Source organism: Streptomyces sp. NPDC055099, assembly GCF_053607685.1.
Genome location: NZ_JBSGUA010000015.1, coordinates 1 through 16,145 on the forward strand (window position 1 = coordinate 1; position 16,145 = coordinate 16,145).

The window sequence follows — 16,145 nt, forward strand, 5'->3', positions numbered from 1 at the left end:
CCGCCGTCTTTGAAGTCGCCGAAGTAGTCGACGACGTCTTCGGGCCATTGGTTGGCCTCGGCGAGCAGGACGGTGTCGGGGTAGTGGGCGTCGATCTCGGCGCGGACGCGTTTGAGCAGGCCGTGGGAGCGGGGGAGGTTTTCGCAGTTGGTGCCCTCTTCGGCGAAGAGGTAGGGGACGGCGTCCAGGCGGAAGCCGTCGATGCCCAGGTCGAGCCAGAAGCGCAGGGCGGAGATGATTTCTTCCTGGACGGCGGGGTTTTCGTAGTTGAGGTCGGGCTGGTGGGAGAAGAAGCGGTGCCAGAAGTACTGTTTGCGCACCGGGTCGAAGGTCCAGTTGGAGACCTCGGTGTCGACGAAGATGATGCGGGCGTCCTGGTACTGCTTGTCGTCGTCCGCCCAGACGTAGTAGTCGCCGTAGGGGCCCTCGGGGTCGCTGCGGGACTGCTGGAACCACGGGTGCTGGTCGCTGGTGTGGTTCATCACGAAGTCGATGATCACGCGCATGCCCCGCTGATGCGCGGAGTCCACGAACTCCACGAAGTCGGCGAGATCGCCGAACTCCGGAAGGACCGCGGTGTAGTCCGACACGTCGTAACCGCCGTCCCTGAGCGGCGACTTGAAGAACGGCGGCAGCCACAGGCAGTCGACGCCCAGCCACTGCAGATAGTCCAGCTTGGCGGTGATGCCCTTGAGGTCACCGATGCCGTCGCCGTTGCTGTCCTGGAAGGAGCGGACCAGGACTTCGTAGAAGACCGCGCGCTTGAACCACTCGGGGTCGCGGTCCTTGGCGGGCGTGTCCTCGAATGTGTCCTGGACGGGCTCGTTGATGATCATGGTGTGGGTGACCCTCCGATCAACGGTGAGGACGGTCGCAGGGTCCCGCTGTGCTCATCCGGGGGGAAATCCCCGGGCCCCCGGCCGACGAGCAACACATGCGCGCCGCCCGGACCAAGGCGCACGTAGTTGGCCCTGCCCCAGTGATAGGTGTAGCCGGTGAGCTCGTCGCGCACCGGCACGGACTCGTGCCAGTGGAGGCCGAGTTCCGGCATGTTCAACGAGACCGTGGCCTCCTGGGTGTGGTGGGCGTCGAGGTTCACGACCACCAGAACCGTGTTCGATCCGTCCTTGCCACCGGCCGTCTTCGAGTACGCGATCACCGATTCCTGGTCGGTTTGGTGGAAGTGCAGGCCACGCAGTCGCCGCAGGGCGGGGTTGGAGCGCCGTACGCGGTTCAGCGTGGTGATGAGGGGCGCGATGGTGGAGCCGGTGCGCTCCGCGGATTCCCAGTCACGCGGGCGCAGTTGATACTTCTCCGAGTTCAGATACTCCTCGCTGTCGGCCCGCGCCGGGGCGTTCTCGCAGAGTTCGTAGCCGCTGTAGACGCCCCAGGTCGGCGCGAGGGTCGCGGCGAGCACCGCGCGGGCCTCGAAGGCGGGGCGGCCGCCGTTCTGCAGGTAGGCGTGCAGGATGTCCGGGGTGTTGACGAAGAAGTTCGGCCGGAGGTAGTGGGCGGTCTCGCCCGCCAACTCGCGCGCGTAGTCCGTCAGTTCATTCTTGGCATTGCGCCAGGTGAAGTAGGTGTAGGACTGCTGGAAGCCGATGGCGGCCAGGGTGCGCATCATGGCGGGGCGGGTGAAGGCCTCGGCCAGGAAGATGACGTCGGGGTCGGTTTCGTTGATGGTGCCGAGGACCTGCTCCCAGAAGACGACGGGTTTGGTGTGCGGGTTGTCGACGCGGAAGATACGCACGCCGTGGTCCATCCAGAACCGCAGCAGGCGTACGGTCTCGGTGATCAGGCCGGGCATGTCGCGGTCGAAGGCCAGGGGGTAGATGTCCTGGTACTTCTTCGGGGGGTTCTCGGCGTAGGCGATGCTGCCGTCGGCGCGGTGCTGGAACCACTCGGGGTGCTTGTCCACCCAGGGGTGGTCGGGGGAGCACTGCAGGGCGAAGTCCAGGGCGACTTCCAGGTGAAGGTCGCGGGCGCGGCGCACGAAGGCGTCGAAGTCCTCCAGGGTGCCCAGGTCGGGGTGGATCGCGTCGTGGCCGCCTTCGGGGGAGCCGATGGCCCAGGGCACGCCCACGTCGTGGGGTCCGGGGGACAGCGAGTTGTTGGGCCCCTTGCGAAAGGTCGTGCCGATGGGGTGGATGGGCGGCAGATAGACGACGTCGAAGCCCATCGCGGCGATCGCCGGAAGCCGCTCGGCGGCGGTGTTGAAGGTGCCCGACGTCGGCGGCTGCCCCTCCCGCACGACGGCACCCTCCGAGCGCGGGAAGAACTCGTACCAGGACCCGAACAAGGCCCGCTCCCGCTCCACCAGCAGCGGCAACCGCTCGGATTCCGTGACGAGTTCGCGCAGCGGATGCGCCGCGAGGACCGCGTCCACCTCCGGGGTGAGGGCGGCGGCAAGGCGGGCCGTGGCGGGGCGTGCCGTGTCGCGCAGGGCCTCGACGGCGGCGCTGAGCGTGGGGCGATCGCTCACCGGGGCCGCGGCCGCGGCGCGTTCATGGAGGCGGGCGCCTTCCTCCAGGACCAGTTCGGTGTCGATGCCCGCCGGAATCTTGATGTGCGCGTGGTGGCGCCACTGGGTGAGGGGATCACCCCACGCCTCGACGGTGTACGTCCAGTGCCCCTCCGCGTCCGGGGTGACGTCCGCGCCCCACCGGTCCGTGCCGGGGGCCAGCTCGCGCATCGGCGTCCATGGCCCGGGGCGCCCCCGCGGGTCGCGCAGGACGACGTTGGCGGCGACCGCCTCGTGCCCTTCGCGGAAGACGGTGGCGGTGACCTGGAAGGTCTCACCCACCACGGCCTTGGCGGGCCGCCGCCCGCCGTGGACGAGGGGTGCGATGTCGAGGACGGGTATGCGGCCGGTGAGGGTGCCGGGCCGGGTAGGGGAGGGGGGCGAATCCCGTGGGTCCGGCGGGTTCTGCTGATCCCGCGCGTCCTGCTGTGGTGCCGGGGGTGTGGGCACTCTTGTGGAGGCCTTTCCCGAGGCTTTTCCCGAGGGCGTCGCCGACGGGCGAGTTGAGGGCATTACCGCTCCTGTCCGCGTTACTTGAGTGGGCGGATTCGGGGTTCTGGAGGGGTTCAGCGACTGCGTGCCGCGCTTGTGGCCGTGACTGAGCCGTGACTGCCGTTCCGAGCCATGACTGCCGTACCGCGTCGTGACTGACCGTACTGAGCCGTGTGCGTACCGGGGGAGCCTTCCCGCCAACTTCGGGTGGGCAATCCGGCGCTTTGTTGCCTACTGATGCGTAAGGCCCCATAACAAGACCGGCGTCCTATCGAGGGTGCTTCGGGATCGCTCAGGAGGCAAGGCCGCACCCGCACACACGAAACCGGCCCCGCCATGTGCGGCGGGGCCGGTTCTGTGCTGCGTCGTGCTCTACGGGTTGTTGACCTGCAACAACTTGTTCGGGGAGCCGAGGCCGGCGCCCGTCACCTTGCCCGGCACCGCCTGGTCGGTCAGTGCCTTGCTCACCTCGGCCGGGGTGGCCGCCGGATGCTCGGCGAGGTGGAGGGCCGCCGCGCCCGCCGCGTGCGGCGAGGCCATGGACGTGCCCGAGATGGTGTCCGTGGCGCTGTCGTCCGTGTTCCAGGCGGAGGTGATGCCGACGCCCGGCGCGAACAGGTCAAGGCCGGCGCCCCAGTTGGAGAAGCTCGCCTTGGCGTCCTTGACGTCGGTCGCGCCGACCGTGATCGCCTCCTTCACGCGGGCGGGCGAGAACAGGAACGCGGGAAGCCCGTCGTTGCCCGCCGCGACCGTGTAAGTGACCCCGGACGCGATGGAGTTGCGTACGGCGGCGTCCAGCTGGGCGTTGGCCGTGCCGCCGAGGCTGAGGTTGGCCACGGCGGGCTTCTTCGCGTTCTTCGTCACCCAGTCGATGCCCGCGATGACCTGCGCGGTCGTACCCGACCCCGCGTCGTCGAGCACCCGGACGCCCACGACGTCCGCCTTCTTGGCGACACCGTGGCTCTCGCCCGCGACGGTCGCCGACACATGCGTGCCGTGGCCGTTGCCGTCCTGCGCCGTGGCGTCGTTGTCGATGAAGTCCCAGCCGCTGCTCGCGCGGCCGCCGAAGTCCTCGTGCGAGGCACGGATTCCGGTGTCGATGACGTACGCCGTCACACCCTGCCCCGACGACTCGGGGGAGGTGTAGGACTGGTCGAGCGGCAGGTTCCTCTGGTCGATCCGGTCGAGGCCCCAGGAAGACGGGTCCTCCTGGGTCCGGTCCAGGGACACGGTGCTGTCCTGGAAGACGGAGGCGACCCTGGGGTCACCCGCGAGCTCCTTGGCCTGTGCCGAACCGGCCTGAACGGCATAGCCGTTGAGCGCGGTGCTGTAGGTGTGACGTATCTTCGCCCCGTACTTCGCGGCGAGGCCCTTGCCCGCCTCCGACGGGGCGGTGGTCCCGCCCTTGAGCGTGACGATGTAACTCCCGCTGATGGAACCGGGCTCACCGGCGCCGAGTATCTCCCCGAGCGGGGGATCGGCGGGATCGGCGTGTGCGGGCAGCGTGATGGCCGAAAGTACCACCGCCGTACTGGCGGCGGTGACGGCCCCGGCCCACCGCAGACGCTTCGTTCGCGACAGAGTCATACGCTGGTTTCCCTCCCCAACTTGACATGCGACTCGCGGAGTTGGAGCGGTCTGTGCCGGATTCCCCGTATCCTCCACGAGCGCCACTTGGCAGCCTCTCGTGCGGCGTGAGGGCCTACAAGACCACACGGCGTGGGGGAATCGGCCATACCGCCCGTGGGGGTGCTGTGAGGGTTGCGCCGATTTCCGGACGGATTCGGGATGCCTCCGACAGGTGCGGGACCACGGGGTGACCGCCGGTAGCACGAGGTCCGTTTTCCGCCGGTCCGGCCCTGGTCAGGCCCCGGTCCGATGTCGGCCGCTTTGCCGTGCGCGTCCGTGCGCCGTGGTTGCGAAGGGGCGGGCACCGCTACCGTCTACGCGTAGGTCGATAGGTAACGCATCCCCCGCAGAGGTGGAGTCGCTGTGAAGGCCATCCGTCGATTCACCGTACGTCCCGCCCTTCCCGAACCCCTCATCCCGCTCTCGGAGCTGGCGCGCAATCTGCGCTGGTCCTGGCATTCCGGAACCCGTGATCTGTTCGAGGCCGTCGACCCCGAGCAGTGGGCCGCGGCCGGGTGCGACCCCGTGCGCCTGCTCGGTGGTGTGTCGCCCGCCCGGCTCGCGCAGCTGGCGGGGGACGAGGCTTTCCTGCGGCGTCTCGGCGAGGCCTCGGAGGGGCTTCGGGAGTACGTCACCGGGGAGCGCTGGTATCAGGAGCAGGCCGCCGAGCGCGGGGGTGAGCTTCCGCGCGCCGTGGCCTACTTCTCGCCCGAGTTCGGCATCACCGCCGCCCTGCCGCAGTACTCCGGAGGGCTCGGCATCCTCGCGGGCGACCACCTGAAGGCGGCGAGCGACCTCGGGCTTCCGCTCATCGGGGTCGGGCTGCTCTACCGGCACGGCTACTTCCACCAGTCCCTGTCCCGCGACGGCTGGCAGCAGGAGACCTACCCGGTGCTCGACCCGAACGAGCTGCCGCTCACCCTCCTGCGCGAGGCGGACGGGACCCCGAGCCTGGTCGCGATCGCCCTGCCCGGCGGACGTTCGCTGCGTGCGCACGTATGGCAGGCGAGCGTCGGGCGCGTACCGCTCCTCATGCTCGACTCGGACGTCGAGGAGAACGACGCGGGCGCCCGCGAGGTGACCGACCGGCTCTACGGCGGCGGCAGCGAGCACCGGCTGCTCCAGGAGATGCTGCTCGGCATCGGCGGGGTGCGCGCCATCAGGACGTACTGCCGGCTGAGCGGGCACCCGGAGCCCGAGGTCTTCCACACGAACGAGGGCCACGCGGGCTTCCTCGGACTTGAGCGGATTCACGAACTGGCGCAAGAGGGGGTGGAGTTCGACGCGTCGCTCGAAGCCGTGCGTGCCGGGACCGTCTTCACCACCCATACGCCCGTCCCCGCCGGGATCGACCGCTTCGACCGTGAGCTGGTGGCCCGGCACTTCGGCCCGGACGCCGAACTGCCCCGCATCGACGTCGAGCGGATACTGCGCCTCGGCATGGAGACGTATCCCGGCGGTGAGCCCAACCTCTTCAACATGGCGGTGATGGGCCTGCGGCTCGGGCGCCGCGCCAACGGCGTCTCCACCCTGCACGGCAAGGTGAGCCGCGAGATGTTCGCGGGCCTGTGGCCGGGATTCGACGCCGAGGAGGTGCCGATCGCCTCGGTCACGAACGGCGTGCACGCCCCGACCTGGGTCGCTCCCGAGGTGTTCCGCCTCGGCGCCCGGCAGATCGGCGCGCAGCGCACGGAGGACGCGCTGTCGGTGGGCGGCTCCGACCGGTGGGACGCGGTCGCCGAGATCCAGGACGCGGACATCTGGGAGCTGCGGCGCGAGCTGCGCGGCCAGCTGGTGACGGAGGTCAGGCAGCGGCTGTACGCGTCCTGGCGTCAACGGGGCGCCGCGAGCGCCGAGTTGGGCTGGATCGACGACGTGCTCGACCCGGACGTCCTGACGATCGGCTTCGCGCGCCGCGTCCCCTCGTACAAGCGCCTGACGCTGATGCTGCGGGACCGCGACCGGCTGATGGAGCTGCTCACGCACCCGGAACGGCCGATCCAGATCGTCGTGGCGGGCAAGGCGCACCCGGCGGACGACGGGGGCAAGCGGCTCATCCAGGAGCTGGTGCGCTTCACGGACGATCCGCGGGTCCGCAACCGGATCGTGTTCCTGCCCGACTACGGCATGGCGATGGCGCAGAAGCTCTATCCGGGGTGCGACGTCTGGCTGAACAACCCCCTCCGCCCCCTTGAGGCGTGCGGGACCAGCGGGATGAAGGCCGCGCTGAACGGCTGCCTCAACCTGTCGGTCCTGGACGGCTGGTGGGACGAGTGGTTCGAGCCGGACTTCGGCTGGGCGATCCCCACGGCGGACGGGGCGGCGACGGACGACGACCGCCGGGACGACCTGGAGGCCGCGGCGCTGTACGACCTCCTGGAGCGCAGGATCACGCCCCGCTTCTACGAGCAGGGACCCGGGGGCCTGCCCGACCGGTGGATCGAGATGGTGCGCCGGACCCTGACCCGGCTCGGCCCGAAGGTGCTCGCCGGGCGGATGGTGCGGGACTACGTGGAGCAGTTGTACGTCCCCGCCGCGCGGGCGCACCGCACGCTGGACGCGGACGCCGCGGCGGATCTCGCCGACTGGAAGGCGCGGGTGCGTGCCGCCTGGCCGCGGGTCGTCGTCGACCATGTCGAGGCCTCGGCGACGGGAGCCACCGCCGAACTGGGGGCCACGGTCTCGTTGCGGGTCCGCGTGCATCTGGGCGACCTGACGCCGGACGACGTGGAGGTGCAGACGATCGCGGGGCGCGTCGACCCCGAGGACGTCATCGCGGAGGCGAGTCCGGTTCCGCTGAAGCCGGTGGGCGGACCCGACGCGGAGGGCCGCCGCCTCTACGAGGGGCCGCTGTCCCTGGACCGCACGGGACCGTTCGGCTACACGGTGCGGATTCTCCCGGCCCACCGGCTGCTGGCAAGCGGGGCCGAGTTGGGGCTGGTCGCGGTGCCTTCGGAGGGGACGGGGGAGGCTGCGGGGGTGTTGTTGCGGTAGGGCGGCCCCGCGGGGCTTTCCCCAACCCCGCCCCTTCCCGAAAACCCGCTCTGGCGCGGCGGCCTTGGTTGCCGTTGATCACCGGCTCCGCCGAGTTCGTCCTCAAACGCCGGACGGGCTGACACATCAGCCCGTCCGGCGTCGGGGGAGCTACTTGACGTTCACGCCCGTCCAGGCCGCCGCCACGCCCTTGGCCTCGGCCGAGTCCGCGCCGTACAGGTCCGTCGCCGCCTTCAAGGTGCCCTCGCGGGCCGCCTTGTAGTCCGTCGTCGTCGTGAAGTACGTCGTCAGGGCCTTGAACCAGATCTTCTCGGCCTTGTCGCGCCCGATGCCCTCGACCTTGGAGCCGTCGGCGGTCGGGGAGTCGTACTTGAAGCCGTTGATCTCCTTCGCGCCGCTGCCCTCGGACAGCAGGTAGAAGAAGTGGTTGGCGATGCCCGAGGAGTAGTGGACATCCACGTTGCCCGCCTCGGCGCTCCAGTTGTCCAGGGAGTTGCCGTCCTTGGAGGGCTTGTCCATGTAGCGGAGCGGCGTGCCGTCGCCGTTGATGTCGATCTTCTCGCCGACCATGTAGTCGGGCACGTCCTCGGCGTTCTTGGCGTTGAACTCGACCGCCGCCGCGAAGATGTCGGAGGTGGCCTCGTTCAGGCCGCCCGACTCACCGCTGTACTCCATGTTGGCGGTCGCGGCCGTGACGCCGTGCGTCATCTCGTGCGCCGCTACGTCCATCGAGGTGAGCGGCTTCTTGTCGCCCTCGCCGTCGCCGTACGTCATGCAGAAGCAGCTGTCGTCCCAGAAGGCGTTGACGTACGCGTTGCCGTAGTGGACCCGCGAGGTCGCGCCCTTGCCGTCGCCCTTGATGCCCTCGCGACCGTGCACGCCCTTGTAGTAGTCCCAGGTCAACTGGGCTCCGTAGGCGGCGTCGACGGCGGCGGTCTGGGCGTCCTCCGGCTTTCCGGTGCCCCAGGTGTCGTCGTCGTCCGTGACGAGCTTGCCCTCGCCGCTCTGGCCGTGGGCCAGGTCGTACGTCGAGTGGCCGCCGCGTGAGTCGTCGGTCAGGTCGAAGCCGCTGGAGCCCTTCTTGGAGCCGACCTCGACGTCGCCGCTGTACTGGCTGTGGCCCGCGCCGTTCTCGATGGCCTGGTACTGGAAGAGCTTCTTGCCCGTGGCCGCGTCGGTGATGACGTGCAGCTTGCTGGGCGTGCCGTCCTTCTGGACGCCGGTGACGACGGTCTCGTGGGCGAGGACCGGCTTGCCGGACGCGGCCCAGACGACCTTGCGCGGGGTCTGCGCGTCGGCCTTCTTGGTGTCGCCCGACTTCGCCGCGGTCGACTCGGCGGACTTCGCCGCCGACTTGGCGCCGACCTTCGCGGAGGTGGACGCGACCTTGATGGTGGCCTTGGCCGCCTTGGTCACGCTCTTGACCGAGCCGCTCTTGGCGGTGTGGACGACCAGGTCGCCGCCGAGGACGGGCAGGCCGTCGTAGGTGCGCTCGTAGCGGGTGTGCGTGGTGCCGTCACGGTCCTTGACGACGTCGCGTACGACGAGCTTCTCCTTCCCGCCGAGGCCGATCTTCTCGGCGGTGGCCGCCTTCTCCGCGTTCGCGTCCTGCAGCAGGCCGGCGCGGGCGGTGGAGGAGAGCGCGACGGGCGCGCCGGAAGGGGCCGCGGCCTGGTCGGGCTGTGCGGAGGCTCCGGTGGTCAGACCGCCGGCGAGGAGTGCTCCGGCGGCGACGGCGGTGGCGATGGCCAGCGTGGAGCGCTTCCGGGATATGTGGGGGGTCACGCATGCTCCTTCTGTGGGGGGCCCGGACGGCGTGGGGAGCTGTCCGGGCTGAAAGATGCGGTGCGGGTGTACAGATGTTCTGTTGTGTCGTGCGAGGGAAGAGTGTCAGTTGGGCCAGGCGCATGTCAGGTACCTGACCGCAGGTTGGCCGGAATTCGTCCGTTGAGCGAAGGTCCATGTACGCAATGCGAACGGGGAGTTGCGCGCATGGCTGCGCCGCTCCGGGGAGTCGATCCACCCGGAGCGGCGCAAGTCGGTGTGTGTGCCTACCGGTTTACGGGAACGTCAGCTTCCAGCTGTTGATGCGGCCGACGTCCTGCGCGGCCACGTCCTGGACCTTCAGCTTCCAGGTGCCGTTGGCCACCTCGGACGAGGCGTTGACCGTGTAGGTCTCCTGGATGTTGTCGGCGGAGTCCGACGAACTCGAGTTCTTCAGGCGGTAGGTCGAGCCGTCCGGGGCCACCAGGTCCACGACCAGGTCACCGCGCCAGGTGTGGACGATGTCGACGCCGACCTTCAGGGCGGAGGGCGCGTTGCCCGTCCGGCCGGTGACGTTGATGGACGAGGTCACGGCCGCGCCGCGGTCCGGAATGGCGACATCGGTGGTGTTCTCGAAGTCCGTGCCACCGCCGCCGCCGGGCCGAGCACCGACGTTGACGCCGGCCCACGCGTGGGCCACCGCCGCGTACTCGGCGCTGCTGGTGCCGTACAGCTCACCGGCCACCGCGAGGGTCCCGGTGCGGGCCGCCGCGTAGTTGGTGGTCGTGGTGAACTTCGTCGTCAGCGCCTTGAACCAGATGAGCGACGCCTTGTCACGACCAATTCCGGTCACGGGCAGGCCGTCCGAGGTGGGCGAGTCGTACGAGACGCCGTTGATCACCTTGGCGCCGCTGCCCTCGCTCAGGAGGTAGTAGAAGTGGTTGGCGACACCGGACGAGTAGTGGACGTCGATGCTGCCGATGCCCGAGTACCAGGAGTCCTTGGACGAGCCGTCCTTGCTCGGCTTGTCCATGTAGCGCAGCGGGGTGCCGTTGCCGCGGATGTCGATCTTCTCGCCGACGTTGTAGTCGCCCACGTCCTGCGCGTTGTTGGCGTGGAACTCCACGGCCGCCGCGAAGATGTCGGACGTCGCCTCGTTCAGGCCGCCGGACTCACCGCTGTACGTCATGTTGCCGGTGGCCGCCGTCACGCCGTGCGTCATCTCGTGGGCCGCCACGTCGATGGACGTCAGCGGCTTGGCGTTGTTCGCGCCGTCTCCGTACGTCATGCAGAAGCAGGCGTCGGACCAGAACGCGTTGACGTAGTTGTTGCCGTAGTGGACCCGCGAGGACGCGCCGACGCCGTCACCCCGGATACCGGAACGGCCGTGCACGTTCTTGTAGTAGTCCCAGGTCAGCGCGGCGCCGTAGTGGGCGTCGGCGCCTGCCGTCTCCAGGTTGGAGGGCAGTCCGTTGCCCCACACGTCGTCGGCGCCCGAGAAGAGCGTGCCGGTGCCGGACGTGGCGCGGTTGAGGTTGTACGTCTTGTGGCCGCCGCGAGCGGTGTCGGTCAGGGTGTAGTTGGACCCCGACTGCGCCGTTCCCAGCGTGACCTGACCGCTGTACTGGGTGTTGCCCGTGCCGTTCTCGATGCCCTGCCACTGGAAGAGCTTCTTGCCGGTGGCCGCGTCCGTGATGACGTGCAGCTCGTTCGGGGTGCCGTCGTGCTGCAGCCCGCCGACCACCGTCTCGTACGCCAGGGTCGGCTCACCCTCGGCCATCCAGACGACCTTGCGCGGCTCGCGGTCCGCGTCGGTCTTCTTCGACCCCTCGGCCTTCGCCGCGCTCAGCGCCTGCTTCTCGGCGGTCGCCGCCTTCACCTCGGCGCTGGTGTCGACGCCCTTGAGCTGCGCCTTCGCGGCCTTGGTGACGCCCTCGGTCTTCCCCGACTTCGCCTCGTCGACCACCAGGTCGCCGCCGAGTACGGGCAGTCCGTCGTACGTGCGCTCGTAGCGGGTGTGCGTCGTGCCGTCGCCGTCCTTGGTGACGTCACGTACGACGAGCTTCTCCTTGGCGCCGAGCCCCAGGTCCTTGGCCGTCTCCGCCTTGGTGGCGTTGGCGTCCTTGAGGAGCGCCGCACGCTGGGCGGGGGTGAGTTTCACGGGCAGGGAACCGGGGTCGGCCTTGCCTATCTTCGCGGCGGCCGGGGCTTTGGACTGCGATATCGCGGGGTCGTCGGCGGATGCCGGGCCCGTCTGGAAGGCCACCGCGACGAGTGCGGCGACGGTGGTCAGGGCGCCCGCGGCGGTGGCGCGTCTGTGGGAGGCAGGTCTGTGAGAGGTGCTTCTCAACACGGACTCCTTCTGCGTGGCCGCGGGATACGCGGCCAGGGGGACCGGGCGGCGCGGTCGTGCCGTCCGGGCAGAACAAGGCAGAACGTGGAGCTGGAATTCAGGGGTCGAGCGGGGTGGTTCCAGGTGTCGCTGGGAATCGAGGGGAAGAGTGGCACTGGCGCGCATTGTTTGTCAGGGGTGCGTCAAGAGTTGGCCGGAAATGGTCCGCTGCCCGGTGGTTCACGTTCGATATACGGAGGGGCCGCCCGAGGTGAGGGGCTCCCGATTGTTCGACGAGAGCCCCGCGCCGCCGGGCCGGAGCGGCGTGGCTGATTCCGTACCCTGTGGCCGGACACGGGAGTCGGCCTGAACTGTTCGGCTAGCCCACCACGCTGTCCCGCCACGCCCGGTGCAGGTCCGCGAACGACCCGCTGCCCTCGATCAGCTCGGCCGGGGTGCCGTCCTCCACGATGCGGCCGTGCTCCATCACGAGCACCCGGTCGGCGATCTCCACCGTGGAGAGCCGGTGGGCGATCACCACGGCGGTCCGCCCGCGAAGCACCGTGTGCATGGCGCGCTGCACGGCCCGCTCGCCCGGGATGTCGAGCGAGCTGGTCGCCTCGTCCAGGATCAGCACCGCCGGGTCGGCGAGCAGCGCCCGCGCGAAGGCGACCAACTGGCGCTGACCGGCGGATATACGGCCGCCCCTCTTGCGTACGTCGGTGTCGTAGCCGTCGGGCAGGGACGCGATGAAGTCATGCGCGCCGATGGCCTTCGCGGCCTGCTCGATCTCCTCGCGGGTGGCGTCGGGGCGGCCGATGGCGATGTTCTCGGCGACGGTCCCGGAGAAGAGGAAGGCCTCCTGGGTCACCATGACGACACCGCGCCGCAGCTCGGCGTTGGCGAGGTCGCGCAGGTCGACGCCGTCGAGCAGGACCCGGCCGTCCGTCGGGTCGTAGAAGCGGGCGAGGAGCTTGGCGAGCGTGGACTTGCCCGCGCCGGTGGAGCCGACCACGGCGACGGTCTGCCCGGCGGGCAGCGTCAGGTCGAAGCGGGGCAGGACCTCGCCGCCGGTCCGGTAGGCGAACCGTACGCCGTCGAAGTCGACCTCGCGGCCCGGGTGTTCGGAGGCGAGGGCGGGCAGTGGCCGGGCGCGGCCCGGGAGCGGCTCGGGTACGGAGGGGGTCTGGGCGAGCAGCCCGGCGACCTTTTCGAGCGATGCGGCGGCCGATTGGTAGGAGTTCAGGAACATCCCGAGGCGGTCGATCGGGTCGTACAGGCGCCGCAGGTACAGCACGGCGGCGGCGAGGACGCCGAGCGCGAGGGTGCCGTCGGTGACGCGGTACGCGCCCCACAGGACGATGCCGGCCACGGCGGTGTTGGCGACGAGCCGGGAGCCGACCACGTAACGCGCCATCTCCAGCATGGCGTCGCCGTTGGCCCGCTCGTGGCGCCGGTTCAGTACGCCGAACTCCGCCTCGTTGGCGCGCTCGCGCCGGAACGCGCGGACCGGGCGGATGCCGTTCATCGTCTCGGCGAACTTCACGATGACGGAGGCGATCGCCGTGGACCGCTCCCCGAAGAGGGGGCCCGCGCGGCGCTGATAGCGGCGTACGAGGAGGTAGAGCGGCACGAAGGACGCTACGGCCATGGCGCCGAGGCTCAGGTCGAGCCAGAGCAGCATCGCCGAGATGTAGACGAAGGACAGGATGACGGTGATCAGCTCCTGCAGCCCTTCGCTGAGGAGTTCCCGCAGGGATTCCACGTCGGTGGTGGAGCGGGAGATGAGCCGCCCCGAGGTGTACCGCTCGTGGAAGTCCACGCTGAGGGCCTGCGCGTGCCGGAAGATGCGTCCGCGCAGATCGAGCAGCACGTCCTGGTTGACGCGGGCGGAGGCCACGATGAACGCGTACTGGAAGCCGCCGGAGGCGCCCGCGCACAGCAGATATCCGATGCCGATGGCGACGAGGGGCCCGTAGTCGTCGGCACGGACGGCCGGCACCCCGCTGTCGATGGCATACGCGACGAGCAACGGCCCGCCCTGCACGGCGGCCTGCTGGAGGAGCAGCAGCACGGCCGCGAGGACGACGCGCCCGCGAAGACGCGAGAGCAGGGACCGCAGCAGGGCGGAGGTGGCGCCGGGCGGGGCGGGAAGAGCATCCCGATCGAAGTCATCGAGGGCCCCACCACCTGCGGCGGGCTGCTCGGTCATCTGCTCGCCGGGGCCGGGGCCGGGGCCGGGGCCGGTGTCGGGGGCTCGGTTCGGGTCCGCCGTCCGTGAGGCCGGTGTCGAAGCGGTCATCGGGCAACCTCCCCTTCCGCGGACGCGGGGCCCGCCTCTGTCCGGTCCCCCGGGGGTGCGGACGAGGCGTCCGTCTCTGTCCGGTCTTTCGCAGGCGTGAACGCGGGGCCCGCATCGGTGTGATCCCTCGCGCCCGCGGGCGCAGACCCCGCTTCCCCCGTCGCGGGAGCGGCCTCCGCCCCCGACATCAGCCACGCGTACTCCGCGTTGCTCCGCAGGAGTTCCTGGTGGGTGCCCACCGCGGTGATCCTGCCCGCGGAGAGCAGGGCGACTCGGTCGGCGAGCAGGACCGTGGAGGGGCGGTGGGCCACCACCAGGGCCGTCGTGTCCCGCAGGACGCGGCGCAGGGCCGCTTCCACCAGGGCTTCCGTGTGGACGTCCAGTGCCGAGAGCGGGTCGTCCAGGACCAGGAAGCGGGGGCGGCCCACCACCGCGCGCGCCAGGGCCAGGCGTTGGCGCTGGCCGCCGGAGAGGCTCAGGCCCTGCTCGCCGACCTGAGTGGCCGTACCCTGCGGCAGGGCGTGGGCGAACTCGGCCTGGGCGACATCGAGGGCGCGCGACAACTCCGCCTCGCCCGCCCCCTCGTCCGCCCCCATCAGGACGTTCTCGCCCACCGTCGCGGAGAACAGCGTCGGCTCCTCGAAGGCGACCGCCACCAGCGTGCGCAGCCGCTCGCGGTCCATCTCCGCGATGTCCTCGCCGTCCAGCGTGATGCGGCCCCCGCTCACCTCGTGCAGCCGGGGCACCAGCGCCGTCAGCGTCGTCTTGCCGCTGCCTGTCGCCCCGACGAGCGCGAGCGTCTCGCCGGGGCGGACGTGCAGGTCGATCCGGTCGAGCGCGGGCGGAGCCCCGGCAGGCGCGTCCGGGTAACGGAACTCCACGCCGTGGAAACGCAGTCCGGTCGCGGTGGAGCCACCCGCGGCAGGGCGGCCGGCCTCCGTGGAGGACTCCGGCTCCGCGTCCATCACCTCGAAGTACCGCTCCGTGGCCGTCGCCGACTCCTGGCTCATCGCGAGCAGGAACCCGATCGACTCCACCGGCCAGCGCAGCGCGAGCGCCGTCGAGAGGAACGCGACCAGCGTGCCCGTGGACAGGCCGCCGTCCGCCACCTGCACCGTCCCCAGGACGAGCGCCGCGCCGATCGCGATCTCGGGCAGCGTCACGATCACCGCGTTGATCGCGGCGAGCAGCCGCGCCTTGGTGAGCTCCGTGCCCCGCAGCGTGTGCGACAGCTCGCGGAACGCCCGCGCCTGACTGCGGTGGCGGCCGAAGCCCTTGATGATGCGGATGCCGAGCACGCTCTCCTCGACGACCGTCGTCAGATCACCGACCTGGTCCTGCGCCCGCCGGGCCACGGCCATGTACCGGCCCTCGAAGTACGCGCCGACGATCATCAGCGGCACCAGCGGGGTCAGCAGCACCAGGCCGAGCGCCCAGTCCTGCGCCAGCAGGATCGCCATGCCGACGACGATCGTCGCCCCGTTCACGACCAGGAACGTCAGCGGGAAGGCGAGGAACATCCGCAGCAGCATCAGATCCGTCGTGCCGCGCGACAGCAACTGGCCCGAGGCCCAGCGGTCGTGGAAGGCCACCGGCAGCCTTTGCAGATGGCGGTACAGATCCGCCCGCATCGACGCCTCCACCGACGCGAGCGGCCGAGCCACCAGCCACCGCCGCAGCCCGAAGAGCAGCGCCTCCGCGACACCGAGCAGCAGCAGGAGCAGCGCCCCGAGCCACACCCCCGCGAAGTCCCCGTCCGCCACCGGGCCGTCCACGAGCCACTTCAGCACGAGGGGGAAGACCAGCCCCGTACAGGACGCGACGACGGCCACAAATGCCGCGCTGAACAGGCGAGTTCGGACTGGGCGCACATACGGCCACAGGCGCAGAAGCGTCCGTACGGCTGACTTTCCGCCCGCTGGATCCGCTGATTCCTTGGGCGGTGCATCTGGTTTCGGCATCAGGAGCGAGCCTACGGATGGCCACTGACAGAACCCACCGAGTTTTGGCCCGTCCATGGTCATCCCCTGGTCCTAGGACCGGGCCGCGCGCGCCTCGGGAGTGGGCCGCGCCCCCTGAAAAGAGGGGCCCGCACCAGCGAAGTCGTACCC

8 protein-coding genes are annotated in these 16,145 nt (G+C 70.3%); 1 reads left to right on the forward strand and 7 read right to left on the reverse strand.

Annotated elements, in window-relative coordinates; translation table 11 throughout:
* The 3 genes from ACWFRU_RS30935 to ACWFRU_RS30945 form a co-directional block, all read right to left on the reverse strand.
* A partial coding sequence (locus tag ACWFRU_RS30935) for an alpha-amylase family glycosyl hydrolase (protein WP_453691412.1) occupies nucleotides 1-836 on the reverse strand: 836 nt, incomplete at its 3' end.
* Complete coding sequence (locus tag ACWFRU_RS30940) at nucleotides 833-3,034, reverse strand: maltotransferase domain-containing protein (protein WP_453691413.1); 2,202 nt, start codon at nucleotides 3,032-3,034, stop codon at nucleotides 833-835. The genes ACWFRU_RS30935 and ACWFRU_RS30940, both read right to left, overlap by 4 nt.
* A gap of 351 nt (nucleotides 3,035-3,385) precedes the next feature.
* Nucleotides 3,386-4,600, reverse strand: a complete 1,215-nt coding sequence (locus ACWFRU_RS30945) for a S8 family peptidase (protein ID WP_453691414.1) — start codon at nucleotides 4,598-4,600, stop codon at nucleotides 3,386-3,388.
* A 405-nt stretch (nucleotides 4,601-5,005) separates the two neighbouring features.
* Here ACWFRU_RS30945 and glgP point away from each other — a divergent pair, with 405 nt between their 5' ends.
* A complete protein-coding gene (glgP, locus tag ACWFRU_RS30950; RefSeq protein WP_453691415.1) occupies nucleotides 5,006-7,636 on the forward strand; it encodes an alpha-glucan family phosphorylase in 2,631 nt (876 codons plus the stop codon).
* 150 nt (nucleotides 7,637-7,786) lie between these two features.
* Here the strand turns inward: glgP and ACWFRU_RS30955 are convergent, their stop codons facing one another.
* The 4 genes from ACWFRU_RS30955 to ACWFRU_RS30970 form a co-directional block, all read right to left on the reverse strand.
* Nucleotides 7,787-9,421 (reverse strand): M4 family metallopeptidase, encoded by a 1,635-nt coding sequence (locus ACWFRU_RS30955; RefSeq protein WP_453691416.1) that lies wholly within the window; start codon nucleotides 9,419-9,421, stop codon nucleotides 7,787-7,789.
* A gap of 274 nt (nucleotides 9,422-9,695) precedes the next feature.
* Nucleotides 9,696-11,753, reverse strand: coding sequence for a M4 family metallopeptidase (locus ACWFRU_RS30960; protein WP_453691417.1), 2,058 nt, complete (start codon nucleotides 11,751-11,753; stop codon nucleotides 9,696-9,698).
* Between the two features lie 358 nt (nucleotides 11,754-12,111).
* Complete coding sequence (locus ACWFRU_RS30965) at nucleotides 12,112-13,944, reverse strand: ABC transporter ATP-binding protein (protein ID WP_453691600.1); 1,833 nt, start codon at nucleotides 13,942-13,944, stop codon at nucleotides 12,112-12,114.
* 86 nt (nucleotides 13,945-14,030) lie between these two features.
* Nucleotides 14,031-15,995 carry an ABC transporter ATP-binding protein gene (locus ACWFRU_RS30970; protein ID WP_453691418.1) on the reverse strand — a complete coding sequence of 655 codons (1,965 nt, stop codon included), beginning with the start codon at nucleotides 15,993-15,995 and terminating at the stop codon, nucleotides 14,031-14,033.
* Nucleotides 15,996-16,145: the final 150 nt, after the last annotated feature.